This is a genomic window from Cobetia sp. BL01 (assembly GCF_056493605.1).
Genome location: NZ_JBVBEE010000002.1, coordinates 278,768 through 304,611 on the forward strand (window position 1 = coordinate 278,768; position 25,844 = coordinate 304,611).

Here is a 25,844-nt window from a genome sequence, read left to right on the forward strand (position 1 = left end):
TCCATAGACTTGAGCGGCGCCCTCATGGGGCATCCGGTGGTGATGTATCGGTCCCGGTGCGCGTACTGATGCGCACTCGGGTAATGCCCACTTCGGCGGCAGCGTCCAACGCTTTCACCACCTTCGCATGTGGCGTACGGCCATCGGCTTCGAGGATCAACCCGAAGCGATCAGCCTGGTCCTTGTGTCGTGCAAGCGCAGCCCCCAATGCTGACTCGGTGAGCGAGGTGTCACCGAGCGTGAAATCTCCCTTGGCGCCGATGGTCATGATCAGCGGCGCCTGCTCCACGGCGCTGGCCTGACTGGATTGCGGCAGAATCAGGTCCAGGGCGCGTCGACTGTCAAACGTGGTCGAGACCATGAAGAAGATCAGCAGCAGAAAGACCACGTCGATCAGCGGCGTGAGATTGACCTCGACCGATTCACGCTGGCGACGAGGAAACCTCATGACGGCCTCCCGGGCCCCACGCCTCGATCGGCGAGCGTATCGGAGCCCGACAGCGGATCATCCTCGTCCCGACGCATGTAGGCCGGCAGGTCTTCCGGCAGACTCTCCCTCGGCGCTGGCCCGTTGCGCTGGCCCGCGCGACGATCGAAGCCGTCATGACTCTCGGCCAGCCCCAGCTCCCCCTGATGGTGCGAGATGTACTCCACCACCTGCCCCGCCTGCTCTTCCATGGTCACGGTGATGTCTTCCACTCGACGCTGGAAATAGCGATGGAACATCAGCGCCGGAATCGCGACCGTCAGACCCGCCGCCGTGGTGACAAGCGCCTGGGAAATCCCGCCGGCCAGCTCCTGGGCACGCTCGGCGGACCCGGCGTCCACGATCACGGCGAAGACATCGATCATGCCGACCACCGTGCCCAGAAGGCCCAGCAGCGGGGTGATGGCCGCGATGGTCCCCAGGGGGCTCAGGAAGCGCTCCATGTCGTGGATCACCGCAACGGCCGATTCCTGAATGCGCGCACGCACCTGTTCATTGCCCAGGCGCGCATTGCGAAGCCCTGCCGCCAGCACCCCCCCAAGGGGCGAATGACTCTCCAACCAGTAGACATTGACCTGTCCCTGACTGATCAGTTCACACACCTGCTGTCCCAGACCGCGCGGCGCGATACGGCGCGTGCGCAACGTCCACAGACGTTCGAGGATGATGGCCAGTGCCACGACCGAACATCCCAGGATCGGGAGCATCAGCAGCCCCCCTGCGTACAAGGCTTCCAACATGTGACCTCTCCCTTGGTCTTGATGGTGCACCGTCAACGGCGCCGATCATTGTTGTCGTCATCAGGCCTGCGCGACCGCGTCCCTGGCACGCTGACAGGCAGACATTCGCCATGCCCCTGATCAATCAACGGATTTTACCCCAAGGCACTGCGTATCGATACCGGCAGCACCCCGCGCGGGAATGAGGCGCTCCGCGTCAGGGGACCACTCCCAGCGCAGCGCTCCCTCCAGGCCACTGTGCCAGACACATTGCGCATGCCGCATCAGGCGTTCGACCACCTCGTCATGCGGATGACCATGCGGGTTGTAGCGTCCGGCACTGATGATCGCGTGGCGCGGTGCCAGACGCGCGAGCCAGGATTCCCCACTGCTGCTGCGACTGCCATGGTGCGCGACGACCAGCAACGGCAGCGGGCTTCCCGCCAGCCGACGCGAGAGCAGCTCCACCAGCTGGCGCTCCTCCTGCACCCCGATATCGCCACTCAGCAACGCCAGCGGACGCTCACCCCACGCGATCAGGACCACACAGGAGTGGGCATTGTCACGCCGCACCTTCCACCCGGGCGGCGGCCACAGCATCTCCAGTCTCACGGGGCGGTCGGCGAGATGGCCGAGCGTGATGCGCCGCCCTGTCTCACAGGACGCGGTCGGCACGCCCTTCAGCCAGCCGACCTGACGGTCAAGACGGCCTCTCTGTCCCTGAGGCACCCACAACTGTGCGACCTGCTCCGCTCGCAGCGCCGCCAGCCCGCCAGCATGATCGCCATCACCATGACTGATGATGACGCCCCAAGGCGCCTCGGCAGCCTTCAGCAGTTCCCCCATGCGCGGCGGCCCGAAGGCAGCACCGGGGCCGAGATCATAGAGCCAATGACGAGGAAGATCCTCCATCGTCTCAGGTGACAGCACGCGCCCCGCTACCCTGAGCGATATCGCCAGCCCCTGTCCGACGTCATGGACGGTCACGACCAACGGGGCCGCTCGCGAATCGGCAAGCCATTCGCTGTCGCGCCCTGTGCGTCCTTCGCCGGCGTGGGCGCTGGACGGCCATGGCGCAGGCGGCCACAGCAGCAAGGCAAGCCCCGTCCCCCACAGCATCGCCAGGGCGGTGCACAGCCCTCTGACACGGCGCTCCAACCCCGGCACTCCACTTGCCAGCCACAGGCCGCCCAGTACCATCATCGCCATCGCTGCTGCCATGTCAGCGGACAGGGTGTCCGTCGCTGTCCGTGCGGGCCAGAGGCCATGGCGCTGCGTGACGGTCCCGAGCCACGCCATGCCATGATCCACTCGCTCGGCGAGCCACTGCCACAGCGCCCCGCTCATTCCCGCCCCTTCCGACAGCCGCAAGCCCATCGCATCCAGCAGGGAGTCGATGCCAGCCAGCCCCCAGCCCAGCATCCCCAACGGCACGACCAGGAGGGTCGCGAGCGGAGCAATGGCGAGGTTCATCGGCATCGCAAGCCATGACAACTGACCACGCCCGACCAGCAGAGCGACCCCCATCACCAGCGTCAACACCCATTGACTGCGCAGCGTGGCGCGACACCAGCCCAGCGCGCCGCGGGGGCGCTCACACCCCTGCCAGGCCAGCAGCAGCGCTGCCACGGCAAGAAACGAATACCAGGTGCCGGGTCGCCACAAGGCCAGCGGATCAAGGCCGATCACCAGCGACAACGCCAGCATCCATATCTGCCAGACGCCCAGGCCGCTGCGCCCGCTGGCCATCCACAACCCAACACTTGTCATCAGCGCCGCTCGCAGCGCCGGCGGTGCCAGCCCCGCCAGTATCGCGAAACTCCAGGCCGCCAGACACGCCAGCCACCAGGGAGCGACGCTGAAACGCCAGTCGGCAGGACGAAGACGGGCGCAGGACGCCAAAGCTCACCACCAGCACCAGGCTTGCCATCAGCCCGACATGCAGCCCTGACACCACGGCGAGGTGCGTCAACCCGGTGGCATTCAAGGACTCCCAGTCATCGCGAGTCAGCGCCGAGGCACGCCCCAGCGTCAGCGCCGCCAGCCAGCGGCAGGGCGAATGCGCCCATTGGATGTCATCGCTCCGCCCTCCACAGCCCTGCCAGAGCCGCTGCTCGGCCGCCAGGCGCAACGCTGCCACCCCGCGGGGTGGTGCCAGTCGCTGTGCTCGGGCGGGGTCTCGCACGTACCCCGTCGCCACGATCCCCTCGCGCCACCACCAGCTGACCCGATCAAAACTCTGCAGCGCGTCCGGGTTGCTGGCAGCATGCGGCGGCACCAGTCTGGCGATCAGCCGCCACCGCTCCCCTGCTTGCCAGGGAACGAGAAGAGGCGAAGCTGATGATTCAGAGGCGGTACGCCGCGGCCAGTAGCGCCGCAATTGCACCCGCTGGCCCTCGAGACGACGACAGGCCAGCTCACGCCCGGCGCTCGTCATGCCGGATGCGTTCACCCTGGGGGGCTTGAGCGCCTCACCTTGCTCTCCGCCTGCTTCGCCGTCAGCGCCCGAGGCTCGACAGGCTTCCACCCTGAAGACCAGACGCACCGACTCCCCCGGGGCCGGGAGCGAACGGCTGGCCTGCTCGATGCGCCCCTCCAGCCAGATATCCTCGCGCGCCAGTGCTTCGGCAAGCATGAGTGGCTGATGCGCCAGCCCGAGCAACAGCCCACCCCACAGAGCAATCCCCAGCCGCAGGACTGCCGGGCGTCGCGCGAAGGCGAGCATCACCAGCAGGCTGAGCACCAGGGATGGCAGCAACAGGCTGTCTGCCATCCCGCTCAAGACATCCCCTGCGCTTTCGGGTGCGCCATCCGGCATGCGTCCCTGCCAATCGGCCGTCCACTCCCCCTGTCGCGACAGCCACACCCCGGCCACCAGACCGGCGAGCCACTGGATCAGAGCCCCCGGTGTCAGCCAGGACCCGCGAAACCGCGTGGCGTCGTTCGCGCCCACGGGCAGCTTTTCAGACGAATCGTTCAAGGAGGCAGATACCGCTCTTCATCAGGCATGACGGGGGCTGGCCTGCGTTCAGCATCATTTCAAGCACACAGGATTGCACGATGCGGGCCGCTTAACTGAGCTCACAGCATGGCAGTCCCGGGGACATGTATGGATAATGGCCGGCGTTGAATGCCAAATGGCCAAGCCATGCCTCGTCGTCTACTCAAGCGGTTCATGCCGGAACCGGATGCCCTCAGGCGCAAGAAATCCCTGCGCTTCATGCATCACCTGATCGCCGACCCCGCGTTGTGGGCGTTGTCGCGTCGAACCGTTGCCAATGCGTGCATGGTGGGCTTCTTTTGTGCCTTGCTGCCGATCCCCTTCCAGATGGTGGTGGCCGCCTTCGGTGCCTGGGCGTTGCGCTGCAACCTTGCGCTCTCGGTAGGTCTGGTGTGGATCACCAACCCGTTGACCATGCCCGTGGTCTACTACGCGACCTATCGCGTGGGCGCCTGGATGCTCGATACGCCTGCCCGGGTGATGCCGGACCAGGTCTCCGCGGCCTGGTTCGCCAACCAGCTGGAAGATATCCTGCCGGCACTTGCGCTGGGCTCGCTGGTCAGCGCGGTGGTGGTCGCCCTGCTCGCCAACGTGCTGGTCCGGCTGCTGTGGCGTTATCAGGTCGTGCGCAGCTGGCGCAGTCGCCGCAAGGCGCGTCTGGCCGCCAGGCGTTGCACCAAGGCGCAGCGGTCCGACCAGAACACTGCCCCGGATACCGACAAGTCCTGAAGGCTGACGACGCCGCCCATGAAAAAGCCCCGCCATCTCTCGATGGCGGGGCTTTTGGCTTTCTGGCATGGCGTGAGGCAGACATCCGCCACTCAGCGGTGGAGCTCAGTCCTCGTGCAGCTTGCCGCCATCCAGGCGCAGCACACGGTGCTGGTGCGCGGCCAGCCCATTGTCGTGGGTCACGATGATGAAGGCGGCCTGCGCTTCCCGAGCGATGTCGTCCATCAGCTCCAGAATGCGCGCCGCCGTGGTCTGATCCAGGTTGCCGGTCGGTTCATCCATCAGCACCAGGCTCGGGTCCGTCACCAGCGCACGCGCGATGGCGACGCGCTGACGTTCTCCCCCGGACAGCTCGCCCGGCTTGTGATCGGCGCGCGGCGCCATGCCGACACGCTCCAGCAGCTTGCGCGCCTTGACGGCGGCCTCGGCACGCTTGTGGCCCCGGATGATCAACGGCATCGCCACATTCTCTTCGGCGCTGAATTCCGCCAGCAGATGATGGAACTGATAGACGAAGCCGATGTGCTGATTGCGGAAGCTGCCCAGCGCCGACTCACTGAGTTCGGACAGGCGCTGGCCGGCCACCTTCACGATGCCCTGACTGGGATGATCCAGCCCGCCGAGCAGATTGAGCAGCGTGGTCTTGCCGGAGCCGGAGCTGCCGACGACGGCGACCCGCTCGCCGGCGTGCACGCGCAGCTCCAGTTCGTCCAGAACCTGCACCTTCTGGGGGCCTTCGTCGTAGCTGCGACTCAGGCGCTCACAGATCAACATCGGCTTGCCGTGAGCCAGGTCAGTCGCACGGGTGTCAGAAGCCGGGGTCGGCATGGCGGAGTCTCCAGCAGCAGAGCGGGATGATGCATCGGTCGATGTCGGTAGATCATTCATAGCGCAGCACCTCGGCCGGCTGGATGCGGGAAGCGCGCCAGGCCGGATAGAGTGTCGACAGGAAGCTCAGCACCAGCGCGGAGCCGATGATGACGCCCATGTCGGACAGCTCGAGACGAGACGGCAGATAGCTGATGAAGTAGACGTTGGGATCCAGGAACTGGATACCGAAGGTCGACTGCACCCAGGCGATGATGTCGGAGACGCTCAATGCCAATGCCACCCCGGCGATGGCGCCGATGATGATCCCCATCACGCCGATGGTCAGCCCCTGGACGATGAAGATGCCCATGATGCTGCCGGGCTTGGCCCCGAGGGTGCGCAGGATGGCGATGTCGGCGTGCTTGTCGGTCACCATCATCACCAGCGTCGAGACGATGTTGAAGGCTGCCACGGCGACGATCACCATCAGTAGCAGGCCGATCATGTTCTTCTCCATCTGGATGGCGGCGAACAGGTTGCCGTGGGTACGCTTCCAGTCCATGCCGCGATACTGCGGCCCCAGCTGGCTGATGATGTCACGGGTGACGGCATCAGCACTGAACAGGTCATCGAGTTTCAGGCGTACGCCCTGCACCTCACCTTCCTTGAAGCGTGCCAGCTTGGCCATGTCCGAGATGTCGGTGTAGGCGAGACTGGCATCCACGTCCGCGCCGACCTTGAAGATGCCGGTCACCGTGAAGCGCTTGAGGCGCGGGAAGATGCCCCCGGGCGTGATGGAGGCCTCGGGCACCAGCAGCGTGACGCGATCCCCGACGCCGACCCCGAGATTGCGTGCCAGCAGCTCCCCCATCACGATGCCCCAGCTGCCCGGCGTGAGGTCTGCCAGACTTCCTTGCACCATGTGCTCACTGATGATCGAGACCTGGTCCTCCGCGGACGGATCGATACCGGTGACCAGCGCGCCCTTGTTGCGACCATTGGTGGTGAACATGCCCTGCTGCTCGATGTAGGGAGCGGCACCGACGACATGCGGCTTCTCGCGCAACATGCCGGCGAGCGTCTCCCAGTCGGTGACGCTGTCGCGCGCCTCGACCCGCACATGCGGCACCATGCCCAGTACGCGGGTACGCAATTCGTGGTCGAAGCCGTTCATGACGGACAGCACCAGAATCAGCACGGCCACGCCCAACGACAGGCCGAGCATCGAGGTCAGGGAAATGAAGGAAATGAAATGGTTACGGCGCTTGGCGCGGGTATAGCGCAGGCCGATCAGAAAGGGTAGGCGATCCAGCAGCATCGAAGTCGATTCCTTGGGTCAGGGTCGCGGGCCATGATACGCATTCCGCAGGCTCGGCGCATGGGGCCACAATCGCGCCCAGTTTGCCAGCCCTCGCATGAGAACAGCATGAACCGCCAGTCTCGAGTGTCTGGCCATATGACGCACGCAGGGGCTAGCGTCGACGCATGGCTCTGCTATCATCGCGCGCCGAGTCCGCGGTATCGCGGCATTACCGTCACTTCTTCATCAGGGAGATGCCCATGGCCACCCGTCTGCTTGCCGAATGGCACCCGCAGGATGCCATCCAGCTCAGCTGGCCCAGCCCCCACAGCGACTGGAACGAGATGCTCGAGAGCATCGAAGCCACCTGCGAGGCCATGGTGATCGCCATCAGCCGGTATCAGCACGTGCTGATCAGCGTCAGTGACGAGGCCACCCGCGAGCGCCTCACGTCACGCTTCGCCGGTTTCGGCGTGCCGGCCGAGCGTCTGCATCTGCATGTGGCGCCGCTGGATGACACCTGGACGCGTGACCACGGCCCCATCACCGTCGAACGTGATGGCCAGCCGGTACTGCTCGACTACACCTTCACCGGCTGGGGCGGCAAGTTCAAAGCCGCCCGCGACAACGCCCTGACCCAAGCGCTGGCCGCTCAAGGGGTCTATGCAAGCCCGGTGGAAAGTCGCGATTTCATTCTGGAAGGCGGCGGTATCGAGACGGATGGCCTGGGGACACTGTTGACCACCGAGGCCTGCCTGCTCAACGACAATCGCAATGCCGGGCTGAGCCGCGAGCAGGTCGAGGCACAGCTCACGGCCGATTTCGGTGTCTCACGCATCCTGTGGCTGGCCAATGGCCATCTGGAAGGCGATGACACCGACAGTCATGTCGACACCCTGGCGCGCTTCTGCGACCCGCGTACCATCGCCTACGTGCGTTGCGATGATCGCGACGACCCGCACTACCCGGCGCTCAAGGCGATGGAAGCCGAACTGGAAGGCATGCTGGATGCCAATGGCGATCCGTACTTCCTGGTACCGCTGCCATGGCCAGAGGCCTGCTTCGATCCCGAAGATGGCCATCGCCTGCCGGCGACCTATGCCAACTTCCTGATCATCAACGGCGCGGTGCTGGTGCCGACCTATGCCGATCGTCACGACATGATCGCGCTCAAGGCCCTGGCGGGCGCCTTCCCGGGACGTGACATCATCCCGGTCGACTGCCGCGCCGTGATTCGCCAGCATGGCAGTCTGCACTGCATGACCATGCAACTGCCCAAGGGCACCCTGGCCACCTCGAACCTCACTCAAGGAGCACTGTGATGACCACTTCCCGCCGTACACTCAAGGTCGGTGTCGTCCAGCAGCAGGGCTGGCCCGACAAGGACACAAGCCTGGCGGCCAGCGAAGCCGCCATTCGTCGCCTGGCAGCCGGTGGCGCTGAGCTGGTGATGCTGCAGGAGCTGCATGCCAGCCACTATTTCTGCCAGACGGAAGACACCGCGATCTTCGATCTCGCCGAACCCCTCGAAGGCCCGACCACCCAGCGCCTGGCCAGTCTGGCCGCTGAACTCGGTCTGGTCATCGTCGGCTCCATCTTCGAGCGCCGTGCGGCGGGCGTATATCATAATACCGCCGTGGTGCTCGACAAGGCCGATGGCCTGGTCGGCACCTTCCGCAAGATGCACATCCCGGATGATCCCGGCTTCTACGAGAAGTTCTACTTCACGCCGGGCGATGCGCCCAGCGCACAGTCGCCGCGCCGCGGTTTCGAGCCCATCGATACCTCGGTGGGCCGCCTGGGCGTGCAGGTCTGCTGGGATCAATGGTACCCGGAAGGCGCGCGGCTGATGGCACTGGCCGGTGCCGAGATGCTGCTCTATCCCACCGCCATCGGCTGGGACCCGCGCGATGATGCGGCCGAGCAGACGCGCCAGAAGGATGCCTGGACACTGATCCAGCGCAGCCACGGCGTCGCCAATGGCGTGCCGGTGATCGTCGCCAATCGGGTCGGCCATGAAGCGGACCCGACGCTTGCCAGCGAAGGAATCCAGTTCTGGGGAGGCAGCTTCGTGTGCGGACCCCAGGGCGAGCTACTGGCGCATGGCGGCACCGAGCCCGAGGAGTTGCTGGTCGAGGTGGATCTGGCGCGTGGCGAGGACGTGCGCCGCATCTGGCCCTATCTGCGTGACCGCCGCATCGATGCCTATGGGGATCTCACCGAACGCTATCGCGACCGCTAGACGCAAGGTCGCGATCAGCTCCTGAGGAAGCCGCGTGTTTCTTGACGACGCTTCCCGCTCGGGAGATGCCAGCCATGCCACGAGGCGCCCTGCGGGGCGCCTCGTGTCGTATCCGCACGCTTGTCTTTCCCGCCAGGCTGCGCTAAACAGGATAACGCGATAAAAAGAGTGTATCCCTCAAGCGCCAACCAGGACGCGGACCATGCCCGAATATCAGCTGATGGCCAGAATAGAGGCGGCCTTCGATGAACAGATCAGCGCAGCCGAACAGGTCATCACTGCCGTCGCGGAGGAGAATTCGCCGCTGTGGCGGCTGGATGGCGGCCATGCCGATCTCGATTGGCTACGGCTCGCGCTGCAGGATGTGTGGTATCAGGATGGGCAGGATGGGCGTGTCACCCGCCCCTATCTGGGCGTGGTGGCGGCAGGCCCGCAGGTGATCCAGGCAGTCTGCGCCCTCAATCTGGCCAAGGAGCATCTGGCGGGACTGTTTGCCGAACTGCGTGAGGCGTATCCCGATCAACTCGCGGAGCTCAAGGCCATCCTGCCCTTCCGCCACCCTGGCCTCAACCAGCACCTGAAGGGCGATGGCCTCGCTCGTCTGCATCTGAAGCAATGCTGGCGGCGCGTACCGGTCGCGGAAGCAGCGGTGGCGCGAGTGCGTTTCGCCTGGTACAGCTCCGGACGCTCCATTCAGCGCGTCAGTGTGCCGGAGTGCGAGGCGATGCTGATGAAACTGGATACCGAGGCCGATCACGTGCGCCTGCAGCTCAGACTGCTGGCGGGCCTGCCCTCTGACGAGATACTGGCACGCATCCAGCCTCAGGCGCCGCTGATGCGCGCCAATCTCTTCTATCGTGAGCCGGTCTTGCGCGAGGATGGCGAGCTGCGCACTCGCCGCGCGATGAACGTCTCGCTACCGCTGTTCCTGCCCCACGATGACCTGCGCCTTCCGGCGCTCAACCAACCCTCACCGACCCCGCCCGCACAGCGCACACGCGCCAGACGCGGAGATGTGCGCATCGAGGACACGCCCTTTCTCAAGAGCCTGCGCGTGCATCGCTATCGCTGATCTCTAGAGCCGGAGAGCCAGTGAGACTGTGAAGTCGCCTGCTAGAGATCCAGCCCTGATTCCGGCAGGCGCTTGAGGTGCATGCGGCGCGCCAGGCGGATCAACGGCTTGAGCGTCAGCTGCAGCGAGCCGATCACGAACAGCCAGATCCCCAGCGTCATCCACTCATCCCAGAAGAAGCACACGCTGCCGATGGTGAACAACAGGCCCAGCACCAGCTCGTTGATGATGCTGGCCAGCTCGTAACGGCGGTGGATGACCAGCTCCTCATGCCCCAGCCTCAGGGTCAGGTCCGTGGTCGGATCATCCTGCAGCGCCCTGCGTGAATGATTGCTTGGCTGCCGAGTGTCGCTTGCCTGCGAGCTGTTTTCCTGCGTGCCGCTTTCCCCGCAATCATGCTGCTGCATGCGTCATTGCCCTCAAGGTTCGTCAATGGAAAGGTCCCTGCGAGAGCCCCGGATACGACAAGGCCTCGACACCAGAAATGTCGAGGCCTTGTGAACCGCTTTCAAGCGCAGCGTAATCAGAACAGACGATTCAGCCCGTTCATGGCAGCGACCCGATAGGCTTCCGCCATGGTCGGGTAGTTGAAGGTGGTGTTGACGAAGTACTTGAGCGTATTCGCCTCACCTTGCTGCTGCATGATGGCCTGGCCGATGTGCACGATCTCGGATGCCTGATCACCGAAGCAGTGGATGCCGAGGATTTCCAGCGTGTCGCGATGGAACAGGATCTTGAGCATGCCGACGGTGTCGCCGGTGATCTGGGCACGTGCAGTGTCCTTGAAGAACGCCTGCCCCACTTCGTAGGGAATGCGCGCTTCGGTCAGTTCACTCTCGCCACGCCCCACCGAGCTGATCTCGGGGATGGTGTAGATGCCGGTCGGCACCTCATTGACGAACTTGAACTCCTCGCCCAGCAGGTTGGCCGAGGCGAAGCGGCCCTGATCATAGGCAGCAGAGGCCAGGCTCGGCCAGCCGATGACATCGCCCACGGCATAGACGTGATCCAGCTCGGTGCGGTACTGATCATCGACCGTCAGCTGACCACGGCCATTGGCCTGCAGACCGATGTTCTCGAGCCCGAGGCTGTCGGTGTTGCCGGTGCGCCCATTGGCCCACAGGAAGGCGTCCGCACGCAGCTTCTTGCCGGACTTGAGGTGCACGACCACACCGGACTCATCGCCCTCGATGCGCTCGTATTCCTCATTGTGGCGCACCAGCACCCCGTTGTTGCGCAGGTGGTAGGACAGCGCGTCGGAAATCTCGTTGTCCAGGAACGACAACAGACGATCACGGGTATCGATCAGGTCCACCTTGACGCCCAGCCCCGAGAAGATGGAGGCGTACTCGGACCCGATGACACCGGCACCGTAGATGATCAACGTGCGCGGCGTGTGCGACAGGCCCAGGATGGTATCGGAGCAATAGATACGCGGGTGGCGGAAATTGACGTCTGCCGGGCGGTAGGGGCGCGACCCGGTGGCGATCACGACCTTCTCCGCGTGCAGCTCCTCGGTCCCTTCATGGGCATCACGCACCAGCACGGTGTGCTCGTCCTTGAAGCGCGCGGTACCGAAGAACACGTCGATGCGATTGCGAGCATAGAAGCGCGTGCGCATCTCGACCTGCTGCTCGATGGTACGACGCGAACGTTCCAGCACCTTGGGGAAGGAGAACCAGCGTGGCTCACCGATGTCGCGGAACATGCGATTGGTGTTGAACTCGATGATCTGCTTGACCGCGTGACGCAGGGCCTTGGAGGGGATGGTGCCCTTGTGGGTGCAGTTGCCGCCCACGGAGGACTGGGCCTCGATCACGGCCACTCGCTTGCCATGCTTGGCCGCATTGACCGCCGCGCTCTCCCCTGCCGGACCGGTACCGATCACGACCACATCGTAGTTGTAGACTGCCATGAGACTCGCTTTGCTCCTTGGTTGTTCGTAGGCCGGCCCTGACACGCCACACTCTGCTCAGGGAGAGAATGGCATGCCAGGGCCGGCGGCTGGCCTTGCGGCCGGCGGGCTCTGAGTCATCAGAGCAGAAATCAGCGACGCGGGGCTTCGTAGGCCAGATCACTGGCCGGCTTGCCGCCGCTCTCGGCCATCAGACGCTGGCGCTCCTGCTCCTTCTCGCACTCGTCATCCTTGCCGCCACAGATATCACAGCCATCCTTGAGCCCGAGGTTGTTGAGGCCGCCGCAGGAGCCGGCGATCGGCTTGCGCCCCATCAACACCCCGACAGCCATCGCGCCGATCAACAGCAGCATGGCGGCGAACACCAGTAACCAGATAGTCATGTCATTTCTCCCGGGGCATGGCCCCATGTTGGCCCACTGTGACCGGCCCGACTCGACCGCCACATCGGTACCCGCCCTGACGGGAGGGTGCCGATGCATCGTGAGCGGCAGGCCCGGTCAGGGGCGTGTCACGACAGGTGGCAGCGGATCACGTCCTCCCCGTCTACCTGACGGCAGACAGCCTCAGACGCTGGATTCCCCTGCGGGCTTCGTGTCGCCTGTCGCCGGCGCGTCCTTCAGATAGGGCGCGAATGCCGGACTCCAGGACTGCTTGAAGCCATCATCCGTTTTGACAATGAAATAGGCGGCAATGTTCTCGCGTCTTGCGATGGCCATTGCCTTCTCGGCGCCAAGCACGTTGAGTGCCGTGGCCCAGGCGTCCGCACTCGCACAATCTGGCGTGATGACCGTCACCGATGCCAGGGAGTGCTGAATGGGACGACCGGTACGCGGATCGATCGTGTGTGAGTAACGTACGCCGTCCTGCTCGAAATAGTTGCGGTAGTCACCGGAAGTCGCCACGGCAGCATTGCCAGGGTCGATGATCCGCTGCACGGAACGCTCGAAGGACTTCGGCGCTTCGATGGCGATACGCCACGGCTTGTGGCCGGGCTTCTCACCCTTGACGCGGATCTCGCCACCGACCTCGACCAGATAGTTCTCGATGCCATTGGCCTCGAGCACATCGGCGACTCGATCCACCCCATAGCCCTTGGCGATCCCCGACAGGTCGGCATACACCGGCTTGCGCTTGATCACCGTATTGCCATCGAGCTCCAGCGCCAGATGATCGACCTTCTCGAGCGCCTGCGCGATCTGTGCATCACTCGGTGCCTTGTCGAGACGCTCATCCGGGCCAAAGCCCCACAGATTGACGGCCGGGCCGACGGTGATGTCAAAGGCACCCTCGGAGCGCCTGCCGATATCCTGCGATTCGGCCAGCACCTGCGCCAGGCCATCCGACAGCGTGATCGGCGTATCCAGCGGTGCCTGATTGAGCTTCGAGAGCTCCGAGGTGTCCTTGTAGGTCGACATCTGCCAGTCGACCTTGTCCAGCGCCTCGACGCTCGCCTGCTTGAGTGACGCCACCTCATCGACATCCAGATTCCCTGCCACCGTGACATGGAATCCGGTGCCGAAGATGGGACCGGCAAAGCGATGCAACTCAGGGTTGCTGGAATTTTCACAGCCTGCAACCAGCAGGGCCAGCCCCATGAGGGCCGGCCCTGCCAGTCGTCTTGCGACGCGTGACATCATCGATCAACCACCGAAGTCATCGAGCAGGATGTTCTCCGGCTCCACACCCATGTCGGTCAGCATCTTGACGACGGCGGCGTTCATCATGGGCGGCCCGCACATGTAGTACTCGCAGTCCTCAGGGGCCGGGTGGTCCTTGAGGTAGTTTTCGTACAGGACGTTGTGGATGAAGCCCGTCGGGCCTTCCCAGTTGTCCTCAGGCTGCGGATCAGACAGCGCCAGGTGCCACTCGAAGTTCTCGTTCTCTTCGGCCAGCTGGTCGTATTCCTCGTTGTAGAACGACTCGCGCATGGAGCGCGCACCGTACCAGAACGACATCTTGCGCTTGGAATTCAGACGCTTGAGCTGATCGAAGATATGGCTGCGCATCGGCGCCATGCCGGCACCGCCACCGATGAAGACCATCTCGGCGTCGGTATCCTTGGCGAAGAACTCACCGAACGGCCCCATCACGGTCACCTTGTCACCCGGCTTCAGCGAGAAGACATAGGTGGACATCAGCCCCGGCGGATGCTGGGAATTCGGCGGCGGAGTGGCGATACGGATGTTGAACTTCAGGATGCCGTACTCTTCCGGATAGTTCGCCATGGAGTAGGCGCGGATGACCGGCTCTTCGTTCTTGTGCTGAACGTTGAACAGACCGAACTTCTCCCAGTCACCACGATACTCTTCTTCGATGTCGAAGTCGGAGAACTTGATGTCGTAGGCCGGCGCTTCCAGCTGCACGTAACCGCCGGCGCGGAAGTTGACTTCCTCGCCTTCCGGCAGCTGCAGGTTCAGCTCCTTGATGAAGGTCGCGACGTTCGGGTTGGCGGTCACGGTGGTTTCCCACTTCTTCACACCGAAGATCTCTTCCGGCACTTCGATCTTCATGTCCTGCTTGACCGGGACCTGGCACGACAGGCGCCAGCCTTCCTTCTTCTCACCCATGGTGAAGTGGGATTCCTCGGTGGGCAGGATGGAGCCGCCGCCCTCCTCAATCCGACACTTGCACTGGGCACAGGAACCACCGCCACCACAGGCGGAGGACAGGAAGATGCCATTGGCCGCCAGGGTCTGCAGCAGCTTGCCGCCGGCCTGGGTGGTCAGGGTGTTGGCGGGGTCGCCATTGATCTCGATCTGGACGTCACCGCTCGAGACCAGCTTGCTGCGTGCCGCGAGAATCACGAGCACCAGGCCGATCACGACCACGGTGAACATGACGACGCCGAGCACGATGATGGAGGTATCTACCATTTCGATTTCCTTATGCTCGGTTGCGTTACAGCTGGACGCCGGAGAAGGACATGAAGCCCAGCGACATCAGGCCAACGGTAATGAAGGTAATGCCGAGACCCTGCAGGCCAGCCGGCACGTCAGAGTACTTGAGCTTCTCGCGGATACCGGCCAGTGCGGCGATCGCCAGTGCCCAGCCGAAGCCGGCACCCACGCCATAGATCACGGACTCGCCGAAGCTGTAGTCACGCTGCACCATGAACAGGGCCGCACCGAGAATCGCGCAGTTGACCGTGATCAGCGGCAGGAACACGCCCAGCGCGTTGTAGAGCGCCGGCACGAACTTGTCGAGGAACATCTCGAGGATCTGGACGATCGCCGCGATGACGCCGATGTAGGACAGGTAACCCAGGAAGGACAGGTCGATGCTTTCCGCACCTTCCAGACCGGTCCAGGTCAGCGCGCCTTCACGCAGCAGATGGTTCAGGATCAGGTTGTTGACCGGGACGGTCACCGCCAGCACGACGATGACGGCCACGCCCAGACCGATCGCGGACTGGATCTTCTTGGACACCGCCAGGAAGGTGCACATGCCCAGGAAGAAGGCCAGCGCCATGTTCTCGACGAACACGGCCTTGATGAACAGGCTCAGGTAGTGTTCGAACATGTTACACGGCCTCCTTGATCTTGGTGTTGGCGGTAATCTTGTACTCCGCCTTCTCGACCTGCTCCGGATAGACGCTGCGCAGCACCCAGATGAACAGACCGATGACGAAGAACGCGGACGGCGGCAGTAGCATCAGACCATTCGGGATGTACCAGCCACCGTCGTTGACGGTCTGCAGGATGGTCACGCCGAACAGGGAGCCGGAACCGAACAGCTCACGCACGAAGCCGACCACCAGCAGGATCACGGTGTAGCCGAGACCGTTGCCGATACCGTCGATGAAGCTCATCGCCGGGCCATTCTGCATGGCGTAGGCTTCCGCGCGGCCCATCACGATGCAGTTGGTGATGATCAGACCGACGAAGACCGACAGCTGCTTGGAGGTCTCGAAGGCGAAGGCCTTGAGCGACTGATCGACCACGATGACCAGCGAGGCGATGATCGTCATCTGCACGATGATGCGGATGGACGACGGGATGTGATTGCGGATCAACGAGATGAACAGACTGGAGAACGCCGTCACCAGTGACACCGCGATCCCCATGATCAGGGCGGTGTTCATCGAGTTGGTCACCGCCAGCGCGGAGCAGATACCGAGGATCTGCAGCGCGATGGGGTTGTTCTTGAAGATCGGCGTCGTCAGGACACCTTTAGGAGTTTCGGCTGCCATCATTACGCTCCTTTGACGTCGCGGAACTGGGTCAGGTACTTGGCGAAGCCATTCTCACCCATCCAGAACTGCAGCAGGTTGGTCACGCCGTTGCTGGTGAGGGTAGCACCTGACAGGGCATCAACCTGGTACTTGGCATCCGGAGATGACGGATTGACACCGCCCTTCTTCAGGTGCACTTCCGGGTCCATGCTGTCTTCGGGATAGATCTTCTTGCCATCCCACTGGGCCTTCCACTTCGGGTTGTCGACTTCGCCGCCCAGCCCCGGAGTTTCCCCCTGCTGATAGAAGGACAGACCCACCACGGTGTTGCCGTCACCCTTGAGTGCCAGGTAGCCGTACATCATCGACCACAGGCCGTTGCCACGCACCGGGACGATGATCTCGTCCGGCTGCTCGACATCACCGACCAGATAGACCACCGAGTACTGCTCACGACGCTTGATGCCCGGCAGATCCTCGTCACCGGACAGGGTACGTGAGGTGGCCGGGTCCTTGGACATCTTGGCCTGGTCGTACTTTTCCGGATCGATGTCGTCGACGTACTCACCGCTGTTCAGGTCGACGACCTTGGCGGTGACCTTGTCACGGAACTGCTGGCCGACATCCTCGCCCGGCTGCAGCAGCTCGGCGACCGCGAGGATGTTGCTCTTGCGGTCCAGCTCGGCATTGGTCATCTGCATCGGACGCAGCACGACCGCTGCGGTGGATACCACCACCGAGCAGACGATGCAAAGCCCGAGCGCGACGCCGAGGGTCTTCTTGATGGAATTGTTGCTGGCCATGTCAGGCGGTCTCCTCGTTCGCGATGCCGGCAGCCTCGCGCTTGACGCGGCGCTTGATGTTGGCCTGCACGACGAAGTGGTCGATCAGCGGGGCGAACAGGTTGGCGAACAGGATCGCCAGCATGATGCCCTCCGGGAAGGCCGGGTTGGCGACACGGATCAACACGGTCATCACGCCGATCAGTGCACCGAAGATCAGCTTGCCCTTGTCGGTCATGGAAGCCGAGACCGGATCGGTGGCCATGAAGACCATGCCGAAGGCGAAGCCGCCGATGACCAGATGCCAGTACCACGGCATCGCGAACATGGCATTGGTGTCACTGCCGATGGCGTTGAACAGCGCCGAGGTCGCGACCATGCCCAGCAACACGCCCAGCATGATTCGCCAGGAGGCGATGCGCGTCCACAGCAGTACCGCCGCGCCGAGGAAGATGGCCAGCGTCGACACCTCACCCAACGAGCCCGGAATGAAGCCCAGGAAGGCATCGGTCCAGCTCATCTGCTGCATCAGGGCGCTCATGCCGTCCTGTGCCGCGGTGGACAGTGCGGTCGCACCGGTATAGCCGTCAGCCGGCACCCACACCGCGTCACCGGAAATGCTGGCCGGATAGGCGAAGTACAGGAAGGCACGACCGGACAGCGCCGGGTTGAGGAAGTTCTTGCCGGTACCGCCGAAGACTTCCTTGCCGATCACCACACCGAAGGTGATGCCGAGCGCGACCTGCCACAGCGGGATGGTGGCCGGCAGCGTCAGCGCGAAGAGCACGGAGGTGACGAAGAAGCCTTCGTTGACCTCGTGACCGCGACGCATCGCGAACAGCACTTCCCAGAAGCCGCCGACCGCGAAGGTCACCAGATAGATGGGCAGGAAGTAGGTGGCCCCCAGGATGAAGTTGGCCCACACGCTGCCCGCATCATGGCTGCCCGCCAGCATCATGACGATGGCTTCACGCCAGCCGCCCAATGCACTGTAACCGCCAGCGATGGCCTCGTTGGCCTGCAGACCGGCGTTGTACATGCCGAAGAACATGGCCGGGAAGGTACACATCCAGACCGTGATCATGATGCGCTTCAGGTCGATACCATCACGCACGTGCGCGGTGGTACGCGTGACACTCGCCGGCGCATAGAAAATCGTGTCCACGGCTTCGTAGAGCGCGTAGAACTTCTCGTACTTGCCACCCTTGTGGAAGTGCGGCTCCAGGTTATCCAGAGTCTGTCGAATACCCATCATCAGACCTCTTTCTCGATCGTGGTGAGGTTGTCACGCAGGATGGGACCGTACTCGTACTTGCCCGGGCACACATAGGTGCACAGTGCGAGGTCCTCTTCATCAAGCTCCAGGCAGCCAAGCTGCATGCCGGTCTCGATATCACCCACGATCAGCGAGCGCAGCAGCTGCGTCGGCAGAATGTCCAGCGGCATGACCTTCTCGTACGCCCCCACCGGCACCATGGCACGCTCGGAGCCATTGGTGGAGGTGTTGGGACGATAGTCACGCAGACCGGTCAGCTTCGACAGGTAGATACCCAGCACCGAGTGACGATTGGCACCGGTGGACAGCCAGCCCATGAAGGCACGCTTGTTGCCTTCTTCCAGCAGACTCACCTGAGTGTGATAGCGGCTGACGAAACGCAGCGCCCCTTCACAGGTCAGACCGGAGAACACGGAACCGGAGATCACACGGGTATCGTCCGGCTGCTCGACTTCCCCCTTGAGCAGTTCTTCAGTGCTCGCGCCCAGACGGGTACGCAGCAGGCGGGGCTTGGTGGCACGCGGGCCACCGACGGCGATGACACGCGTGGTGTCCAGACGCCCTTCCGCCAGCAGGGTACCGATGGCGACGACATCCTGATAACCGACATGCCAGACATGACGTTTCAGGCTGACCGGTGCGAGATGATGGATGTGCGTACCCGGCAGACCTGCCGGGTGCGGGCCCTTGAAGGACTCGCTGACCACGCCGGCCACATCGCCGCCCGGGATATCCGCGCCCGGTGCCTGGCACAGGAACACCTTGCCTTCGGTCAGACGCGTCAATGCGACGAGACCCTGACGGAACGCAACTTCCTGCCCCTTGAGCACCACGGCCGGATCTGCGGCCAGCGGGTGGGTATCGATGGCGGTGACGAAGATGGCTGCCGGGGTGGCATCCAGTGCCGGCACACGCGAGAACGGGCGGGTACGGAATGCCGTCCACAGACCGGAGTCGACCAGCTGGTCGACCACGACCTGACGCTCGAGACCGGCCAGCGCCGCCTCGCCATGCGCGGTGAATTCCACCGCTTCGCCCTGCGCGGTGAATTCCACCGCTTCGCCCTGCGCATCGGTCTCGATGACCACGGACAGAAGCTTGCGCTTCTCGCCACGGTTGATCTCGACCACGGTCCCGGCAGCAGGCGCGGTGTAACGGACGCCCGGGGTCTTCTTGTCGGTGAACAGGAGTTGCCCCAGTTTCACCTTGTCCCCTTCACGGACTTCCATCGTCGGCTTCATGCCGACGTAGTCAACACCCAGGATCGCTACGCGACGAACGGGCTGCGCATCCTCGATACGCTGCTCCGGCGCCCCGGCGATGGGGAGATCCAGGCCACGTTTGACTTCGATCATAGACTCGCCCAATTGTCGGATCTGATGTTGTTCAGGAAAGATCACGCATCAATGACACGCCTCGAGGCCGACATACGGCCAGGCAACCTCGCGAGATTCGCGTTTCAGTTGATGTGAATGCTTTTCTTATCAGACGGTTGGAGGTGTAGCCCAGAGATTGGACCGGCCCAAAAAAATCCGCCTCATTATAAAGATGCGAGCCCCGAAAGACCATACGACACTAAAGTGGTGAGGGCATTCAACACGCCAACGCCCCTGCCATCGAGGATGGCAGGGGCGTTGTATTGACAGGCATTTTTTCCTCACCGTGCGTGAATCACGCCATGGCGCGACCCATTGCCTCAGCGAGTGGGGAAATAGCTGAAACGCACGTTGGACATGTGCTGCAGGATACGCACGACCTGGCAGCTGTAACCGAACTCGTTGTCATACCACACATACACGACAGCCTGCTTGTCGGTGACGATGGTCGCCTGACCATCGACGATGCCGGAATGACGGTTGCCGACGAAGTCGGAAGAGACCACTTCACAGGAATCGACGTAGTCGATCTGCTTCTGCAGTGAAGAGTGCAGAGAGGCCGTGCGCAGGAAGTCATTCATGCGCTCGGCGTCGCTTGCGGTGTCCAGCGTCAGATTGAGAATCGCCATCGAGACGTTGGGTGTCGGCACGCGGATCGCGTTGCCGGTCAGCTTGCCGGAAAGCTCCGGCAGCGCCTTGGCGACGGCCTTGGCGGCACCGGTCTCGGTCAGCACCATGTTGAGTGCCGCCGCGCGACCGCGACGGTCCCCGCTGTGGAAGTTGTCGATCAGGTTCTGGTCGTTGGTATAGGAGTGGACCGTCTCCACATGCCCCTGACTGACGCCGTATTCGTCGTGCAGCACCTTCAGTACCGGCACGATGGCGTTGGTGGTGCAGGACGCCGCGGAGATGATGCGATCATCGTCACGGATGTCGGTGTGGTTGACGCCATAGACGATATTCTTCAGATCGCCCTTGCCCGGAGCGGTGAGCAGCACCTTGGCCACGCCCTTGCACTCGAGGTGCTGCCCCAGGCCGGCCTCGTCGCGCCACTTGCCGGTATTGTCGACCACGATGGCATTGTCGATGCCGTGCGCGGTGTAATCGATCTCGGACGGCGAGTTCGCGTAGATGATCTTGATGTAGTTGCCATTGACGATCAGCGCCGAATTCTCCTGATCGACCGTGATGCTGCCCTCGAAGGGACCATGCACGGAATCACGACGCAGGAGGCTGGCCCGCTTTTCCAGATCCTCCTTGCTGCCACGCACCACGATGGCGCGCAGACGCAGCAGATTACCGCCACCGGCCTTCTCGATCATGATGCGCGCCAGCAGGCGGCCGATACGCCCGAAGCCATACAGGACGACATCCTTCGGGTCGCCGCCCATGCCGCCTTCGACGTAGCCACCGACGATCTCGGCAAGCTCGCGTTTTAGGAAGGCAGTGATGTCCGTCTCGTCGGAGCGCTTGAAGGCCACCGCCAGCTTGCCGATATCGACATGGGCCGGCCCGAGATTCAGCTCGATCATGGCACGCACCAGCGGGAAGGTGTCCTCGACGGACAGCTCCACCCCTTCCGCCTTGCGCACCCAACGGTGGTTCTTGAGGATACGCACCATGGAGCGGTTGATCAGCGAACGCCCATAGATGGAGGGCACGACATTGAAGCGACGATAGAGGTCACCCAGCAGCGGGATCATCTGTTCGGCGAGGGCTTCATTGTCTTGCCACTGCTTGAAACAGGCTTCGAGATTCTCTTTGCTCACGGAGGAATTCCTCTGACTGGCGAACGATAGGCGAACGCGGCAAGCGAGCTTGCAGCGTCGGACAAGGCCAGCTGAGTATGCGTAACGGGGGGCGGGGTCACAATGAAAGGATGGTCGCACGGAGGGTAGTAGTGCTACAGAATCAACGATTTGACTACAAGAGCCCTTCCTGAAGCACCGTCCGCATCCCGGGGAGGATCGCCGGACAAGCTCTTGCGAGATTCCGGGCCTCGCCACCGATGAAAAGGCCACGCCTCGCCCCCATGACAGGGAATGACTTGCTATCATCAGGCGCAGGGCATTGACGACACCGCCTCGGCAGCCCCGTCACGGCAAGGGGTTGGGTCTGCGACCATCAGAGCGGGCCGTCAGAACGCCCCCTCCATGCTGGCTGCCACGAGTAGCGCCCTGCGCCGACCATTGCGCCTTCATCACCATCGCTCGCGCCGTCGCGGGCTTTCACCGTTTGGCGTGACTGGCGAGGAGCACTCCTCCCGCCGGTAAATCTTCCCGTGCGCCCAAGCCCAGGACACAAGACACCAGAGCCCATGTTCGAGACTCCGCTGACGCCCCCGTTGCCACGCTCTCCCCGTGAGACCACCTACTGGACGCTGCAGGATGGCAGCGCTGCCACCCTGGCGCTGGCGCGCCTGGCGGACGCCGATGAAGCGCCACTGATGGTGATCACGCCGGACACCGCCAGCGCCCAGCGTCTGGAGGCGGACCTGCACTTCTATACCCGCCACCCGGAGCGCCTGCTGCCATTCCCTGACTGGGAGACACTGCCCTACGACAGTTTCTCGCCCCACCAGGACATCGTCTCGGAGCGCCTGCGCACGCTGCGCACCCTGCAGGCCAGCCGCCGCGCCATCGTGCCGGTGCCGGTCAACACCCTGATGCAGCGCCTGGCGCCGGCGGATTACATCGCCGGCCAGGTCTTCAGTCTCGCCAGGGGAGACACTCTCGACCGCGAGAATTTCCGCTCACGCCTCTCACGTGCCGGATACCGTGCGGTGGAGACCGTCTACGAGCCCGGAGAGTATGCGTTGCGCGGCGCGCTGATCGACCTGTTCCCGATGGGCAGCGAGCAACCGCTGCGAATCGATCTGTTCGATGACGAGATCGACACCCTGCGCGCCTTCGACCCCGACACCCAGCGCAGCGGCGACAAGGTCGAGGCGATCGAGATCCTGCCCGCCCACGAATATCCTCTGACGCGCAGCGCCATCGCCTGTTTCCGCGAGGGCTTCGAGACACTGTTCGATGTCGACCCCCGCCAGTGCATCCTCTACAACGATGCCATCAAGGGCATTCCCTCACCGGGGCTCGAGCAGTATCTGCCGCTGTTCTTCGAGGAGACCGCGACGCTGTTCGATCACATGGGCGACAACCTGCGGATCGCCATGCTGCCGGGAGCTCGCGAAGCGGCCGAACATCATTGGGACGCCATCACCACGCGCTACGCCAATCTCGGCGTGGACCCCACGCGCCCGCTGCTGCCGCCGCATCGCGCCTTCGTGCCGGTCAACCAACTGTTCGCGTTGATCAAGCAGCACGAGCGCATCGAACTACTACGCGAGCCCAATGCGCACACCATCGAATTCGGCCAGCAGGCGCTGCCCAGCCTCGCCATCGATGCACGCAGCGCCGACCCCACCCAGGCGCTGGCGAGCTTCCTCAAGCAGCGACTCAACGGCCAGAGCGCACAGCGCATCCTGTTCGTCGCCGAGACCCAGGGTCGCCGGGAAGTCGTCGAGGAGCAGCTCGCTCCGCTGCTGCGCAGCTTCGGGCTACGCAGCCTGGAGGACTTCGCGAGCTTCCAGCACTTCGTCGACAGTCCCGCCGCGGTCGGCCTGACCGTCGGCGGCCTGACGCGTGGTGCCTGGGTAGCGGGTGAGCAGGCCTCCCAGGCGCCCTCCCCCGAGCGCGCAGACGCCGCCAAGGGGCTGGTCATCGTCACCGAGACCGAGCTCTATGGCGAGGTAGTCCGCCAGAGCCGTCGTCAGGCGCGTGCCACCGATGACAACGAACTGGCGGTGCGTCATCTCTCGGAGCTGCGCGAAGGCGCACCGGTGGTACACCACACCCACGGTGTCGGTCGCTACCTGGGACTCGAGACCATCGATGCCGGCGGCCAGGAAGCCGAGTTCCTCGCCCTTGAATACGCCGACGGCGCCAAGCTCTATGTGCCGGTGGACAGCCTGCATCTGATCTCACGCTATTCCGGCGCCAGCGATGAACTGGCACCGCTGCACAAGCTGGGGTCCGAGCAGTGGGAGAAGGCCAAGCGCAAGGCGGCCGAGAAGATTCGCGACACTGCCGCCGAGCTGCTGGATGTCTATGCACGGCGCGAAGCGCGTGTCGGCCATGCCTGCGACTTCCCCGCCGAGGACTACGCCCGCTTCGCGGCCAGCTTCCCCTTCGAGGAGACACCGGACCAGGCGCAGACCATCGGCGCGGTGATCCAGGACATGTGCTCTCCTCAGCCGATGGATCGCGTAGTGTGCGGCGATGTCGGCTTCGGCAAGACCGAGGTCGCGATGCGCGCCGCCTTCCTGGCCGTCAACTCCGGACGCCAGGTGGTGGTGCTGGTGCCCACCACCCTGCTGGCCCAGCAGCATTATGACAACTTCCGCGATCGCTTCGCCGACACCGCGGTGGAGATCGCCCTGCTGTCGCGCTTCACCAGCGGCAAGGGCCAGGAAGCGTCACTGGAGCGCATCCGCAAGGGGCAGGCGGATATCGTGATCGGCACCCACAAGCTGCTCTCCAAGTCGCTGGAATTGCCCAACATGGGGCTGCTGGTCATCGATGAGGAGCACCGCTTCGGGGTCTCCCAGAAGGAGCGACTCAAGAGCCTGCGTGCCGAAGTGGACATCCTGACCCTGACCGCCACGCCGATTCCGCGCACGCTCAACATGGCGATGAGCGGCATTCGCGACCTGTCCATCATCGCCACGCCACCGGCGCGCCGCCTGTCGGTGAAGACCTTCGTCCAGCAGCGTAACGACGGCGTGATCAAGGAAGCCATCCTGCGTGAGCTGCTGCGCGGCGGACAGGTCTACGTGCTGCACAACGAGGTCAAGACCATCGAGGAAAGCGCGGCACGCATCGCGGAACTGGTGCCGGAGGCCATCGTCGGTGTCGCCCACGGGCAGCTGCCGGAGCGTAGCCTGGAGCGGCGCATGTCGGACTTCTACCACAAGCGCTTCAACGTGCTGGTCTGCTCGACCATCATCGAGACCGGCATCGACGTCCCGAGCGCCAACACCATCATCATCGAACGCGCCGACAAGTTCGGCCTCGCGCAGCTGCACCAGCTGCGTGGGCGCGTCGGGCGCTCGCATCACCAGGCCTACGCCTACCTGCTGACCCCGCACCCCAAGGCCATGACCCGCGATGCGGTCAAGCGTCTGGAGGCAATCAGCGAATCGCATGACCTGGGGGCAGGCTTCACCCTGGCCTCCCATGACATGGAGATCCGTGGCGCGGGCGAGCTGTTGGGTGATGAGCAGTCCGGCCAGATGGAAACCATCGGCTACTCGCTGTACATGGAGATGCTGGATCGCGCCGTGAAGGCCATCAAGGCCGGCAAGACGCCCAACATCGAATCGCCGCTGGATGAGGGCGTGGAAGTCGGACTCAATCTGCCGGCGCTGATTCCGGGTGACTACCTCCACGATGTCCAGCAGCGCCTGATGATGTACAAGCGCATCAGCAACGCCGAGAACGCCAGCGATCTCCGGGAATTGCAGGTCGAGATGATCGACCGCTTCGGCCTGTTGCCGGAGCCGGTCAAGACGCTGTTCCGCCAGACCCGGCTGCGCCAGCGCGCCCAGGCACTGGGCATCGTCAAGCTGGAAGCCGGTGCCGCACGCGGTCGCATCATCTTCGGCGCCCAGACGCCTGTCGATCCCTTGACGCTGGTGACACTCATCCAGCGCCAGCCCGATGTCTACAAGCTGGAAGGTGCCGACACACTGCGCTTCACCACCGAGATGGAAGACGCCGAGGCGCGCTTCAGCTTCTGCGAATCCCTGCTTGAGCTGCTCAACGCCAAGACCCAGGCGGCCTGACGCCCCCACTCACCTCTGTGCACGTGAAAATGCGCGGAACATGAAAACGGCCTGCATCGCTGATGCAGGCCGTTTTTCTGGCAGTCAGACCGCCTCACCTCCCAGGGACAAGCGCC

The 25,844-nt window shown here is 63.7% G+C and carries 21 protein-coding genes and 2 pseudogenes; 5 read left to right on the top strand and 18 right to left on the bottom strand.

The annotated features are described in order from the left end of the window. Window positions 1-22: 22 nt before the first annotated feature. The 5 genes and pseudogenes from ACZYGA_RS04890 to ACZYGA_RS04910 form a co-directional block, all read right to left on the bottom strand. Window positions 23-448: an ExbD/TolR family protein gene (locus tag ACZYGA_RS04890; protein WP_077372047.1), complete on the bottom strand. Its 426-nt coding sequence runs from the start codon at window positions 446-448 to the stop codon at window positions 23-25. Window positions 449-642: 194 nt separating this feature from the next. Then, a pseudogene (locus ACZYGA_RS04895) lies at window positions 643-1,227 on the bottom strand (MotA/TolQ/ExbB proton channel family protein); the annotation flags it as partial. 120 nt (window positions 1,228-1,347) lie between these two features. After that, window positions 1,348-2,583 (bottom strand): ComEC/Rec2 family competence protein, encoded by a 1,236-nt coding sequence (locus tag ACZYGA_RS04900; RefSeq protein WP_479398622.1) that lies wholly within the window; start codon window positions 2,581-2,583, stop codon window positions 1,348-1,350. Further along, window positions 2,584-3,000: pseudogene (locus ACZYGA_RS04905) on the bottom strand (ComEC/Rec2 family competence protein); the annotation flags it as partial. Next, on the bottom strand, window positions 2,882-4,024 hold the full coding sequence (locus ACZYGA_RS04910; protein ID WP_479398624.1) for a ComEC/Rec2 family competence protein: 1,143 nt from the start codon (window positions 4,022-4,024) through the stop codon (window positions 2,882-2,884). The gene ACZYGA_RS04910 and the pseudogene ACZYGA_RS04905, both read right to left, overlap by 119 nt. A gap of 330 nt (window positions 4,025-4,354) precedes the next feature. Here ACZYGA_RS04910 and ACZYGA_RS04915 point away from each other — a divergent pair, with 330 nt between their 5' ends. Beyond that, window positions 4,355-4,936 (top strand): DUF2062 domain-containing protein, encoded by a 582-nt coding sequence (locus ACZYGA_RS04915; RefSeq protein WP_271302663.1) that lies wholly within the window; start codon window positions 4,355-4,357, stop codon window positions 4,934-4,936. A 105-nt stretch (window positions 4,937-5,041) separates the two neighbouring features. Here ACZYGA_RS04915 and ACZYGA_RS04920 read toward each other — a convergent pair whose 3' ends face one another. Next, window positions 5,042-5,764: an ABC transporter ATP-binding protein gene (locus ACZYGA_RS04920; RefSeq protein WP_077372034.1), complete on the bottom strand. Its 723-nt coding sequence runs from the start codon at window positions 5,762-5,764 to the stop codon at window positions 5,042-5,044. 52 nt (window positions 5,765-5,816) lie between these two features. Beyond that, a complete protein-coding gene (locus tag ACZYGA_RS04925; RefSeq protein WP_077373141.1) occupies window positions 5,817-7,061 on the bottom strand; it encodes a lipoprotein-releasing ABC transporter permease subunit in 1,245 nt (414 codons plus the stop codon). A gap of 245 nt (window positions 7,062-7,306) precedes the next feature. On the opposite strand from ACZYGA_RS04925, the gene ACZYGA_RS04930 reads away from it, so the two are divergent. From ACZYGA_RS04930 to ACZYGA_RS04940, 3 genes are all read left to right on the top strand, one after another. Then, window positions 7,307-8,368 carry an agmatine deiminase family protein gene (locus ACZYGA_RS04930; RefSeq protein WP_479398506.1) on the top strand — a complete coding sequence of 354 codons (1,062 nt, stop codon included), beginning with the start codon at window positions 7,307-7,309 and terminating at the stop codon, window positions 8,366-8,368. Then, entirely contained in the window at window positions 8,368-9,288 is a 921-nt protein-coding gene (locus ACZYGA_RS04935; RefSeq protein WP_479398507.1) for a carbon-nitrogen hydrolase, read from the top strand. The genes ACZYGA_RS04930 and ACZYGA_RS04935 overlap by 1 nt, the downstream gene beginning before the upstream one ends. Before the next feature lie 202 nt (window positions 9,289-9,490). Continuing rightward, window positions 9,491-10,360, top strand: a complete 870-nt coding sequence (locus ACZYGA_RS04940) for a DNA replication terminus site-binding protein (protein WP_279855122.1) — start codon at window positions 9,491-9,493, stop codon at window positions 10,358-10,360. A gap of 41 nt (window positions 10,361-10,401) precedes the next feature. Here ACZYGA_RS04940 and ACZYGA_RS04945 read toward each other — a convergent pair whose 3' ends face one another. From ACZYGA_RS04945 to ACZYGA_RS04995, 11 genes are all read right to left on the bottom strand, one after another. Beyond that, on the bottom strand, window positions 10,402-10,767 hold the full coding sequence (locus tag ACZYGA_RS04945; protein ID WP_279874169.1) for a YrhK family protein: 366 nt from the start codon (window positions 10,765-10,767) through the stop codon (window positions 10,402-10,404). Between the two features lie 116 nt (window positions 10,768-10,883). Beyond that, window positions 10,884-12,275 (bottom strand): Si-specific NAD(P)(+) transhydrogenase, encoded by a 1,392-nt coding sequence (sthA, locus tag ACZYGA_RS04950; RefSeq protein ID WP_077372019.1) that lies wholly within the window; start codon window positions 12,273-12,275, stop codon window positions 10,884-10,886. A 131-nt stretch (window positions 12,276-12,406) separates the two neighbouring features. Then, window positions 12,407-12,658, bottom strand: coding sequence for a (Na+)-NQR maturation NqrM (gene nqrM / locus ACZYGA_RS04955; RefSeq protein ID WP_077372016.1), 252 nt, complete (start codon window positions 12,656-12,658; stop codon window positions 12,407-12,409). A 183-nt stretch (window positions 12,659-12,841) separates the two neighbouring features. After that, window positions 12,842-13,912, bottom strand: a complete 1,071-nt coding sequence (locus tag ACZYGA_RS04960) for an FAD:protein FMN transferase (RefSeq protein ID WP_479398508.1) — start codon at window positions 13,910-13,912, stop codon at window positions 12,842-12,844. Window positions 13,913-13,918: 6 nt separating this feature from the next. Continuing rightward, window positions 13,919-15,151, bottom strand: coding sequence for an NADH:ubiquinone reductase (Na(+)-transporting) subunit F (gene nqrF, locus ACZYGA_RS04965; protein ID WP_077372013.1), 1,233 nt, complete (start codon window positions 15,149-15,151; stop codon window positions 13,919-13,921). A 25-nt stretch (window positions 15,152-15,176) separates the two neighbouring features. Beyond that, on the bottom strand, window positions 15,177-15,797 hold the full coding sequence (gene nqrE / locus ACZYGA_RS04970) for an NADH:ubiquinone reductase (Na(+)-transporting) subunit E (protein WP_479398509.1): 621 nt from the start codon (window positions 15,795-15,797) through the stop codon (window positions 15,177-15,179). A 1-nt stretch (window position 15,798) separates the two neighbouring features. Then, entirely contained in the window at window positions 15,799-16,467 is a 669-nt protein-coding gene (locus tag ACZYGA_RS04975) for an NADH:ubiquinone reductase (Na(+)-transporting) subunit D (protein WP_077372008.1), read from the bottom strand. Between the two features lie 2 nt (window positions 16,468-16,469). Then, window positions 16,470-17,252 carry a Na(+)-translocating NADH-quinone reductase subunit C gene (locus tag ACZYGA_RS04980; protein WP_077372005.1) on the bottom strand — a complete coding sequence of 261 codons (783 nt, stop codon included), beginning with the start codon at window positions 17,250-17,252 and terminating at the stop codon, window positions 16,470-16,472. A 1-nt stretch (window position 17,253) separates the two neighbouring features. After that, entirely contained in the window at window positions 17,254-18,486 is a 1,233-nt protein-coding gene (locus ACZYGA_RS04985) for an NADH:ubiquinone reductase (Na(+)-transporting) subunit B (RefSeq protein ID WP_077372002.1), read from the bottom strand. After that, complete coding sequence (locus ACZYGA_RS04990; protein WP_479398511.1) at window positions 18,486-19,862, bottom strand: Na(+)-translocating NADH-quinone reductase subunit A; 1,377 nt, start codon at window positions 19,860-19,862, stop codon at window positions 18,486-18,488. Before ACZYGA_RS04990 ends, ACZYGA_RS04985 begins: the two co-directional genes overlap by 1 nt. Window positions 19,863-20,203: 341 nt before the next feature. Continuing rightward, complete coding sequence (locus tag ACZYGA_RS04995) at window positions 20,204-21,652, bottom strand: glyceraldehyde-3-phosphate dehydrogenase (protein WP_077371996.1); 1,449 nt, start codon at window positions 21,650-21,652, stop codon at window positions 20,204-20,206. 548 nt (window positions 21,653-22,200) lie between these two features. On the opposite strand from ACZYGA_RS04995, the gene mfd reads away from it, so the two are divergent. Next, the gene (gene mfd, locus ACZYGA_RS05000) at window positions 22,201-25,728 is read left to right on the top strand and encodes a transcription-repair coupling factor (protein ID WP_479398513.1); all 3,528 of its coding nucleotides are present in this window, start codon (window positions 22,201-22,203) and stop codon (window positions 25,726-25,728) included. Window positions 25,729-25,844: the final 116 nt, after the last annotated feature.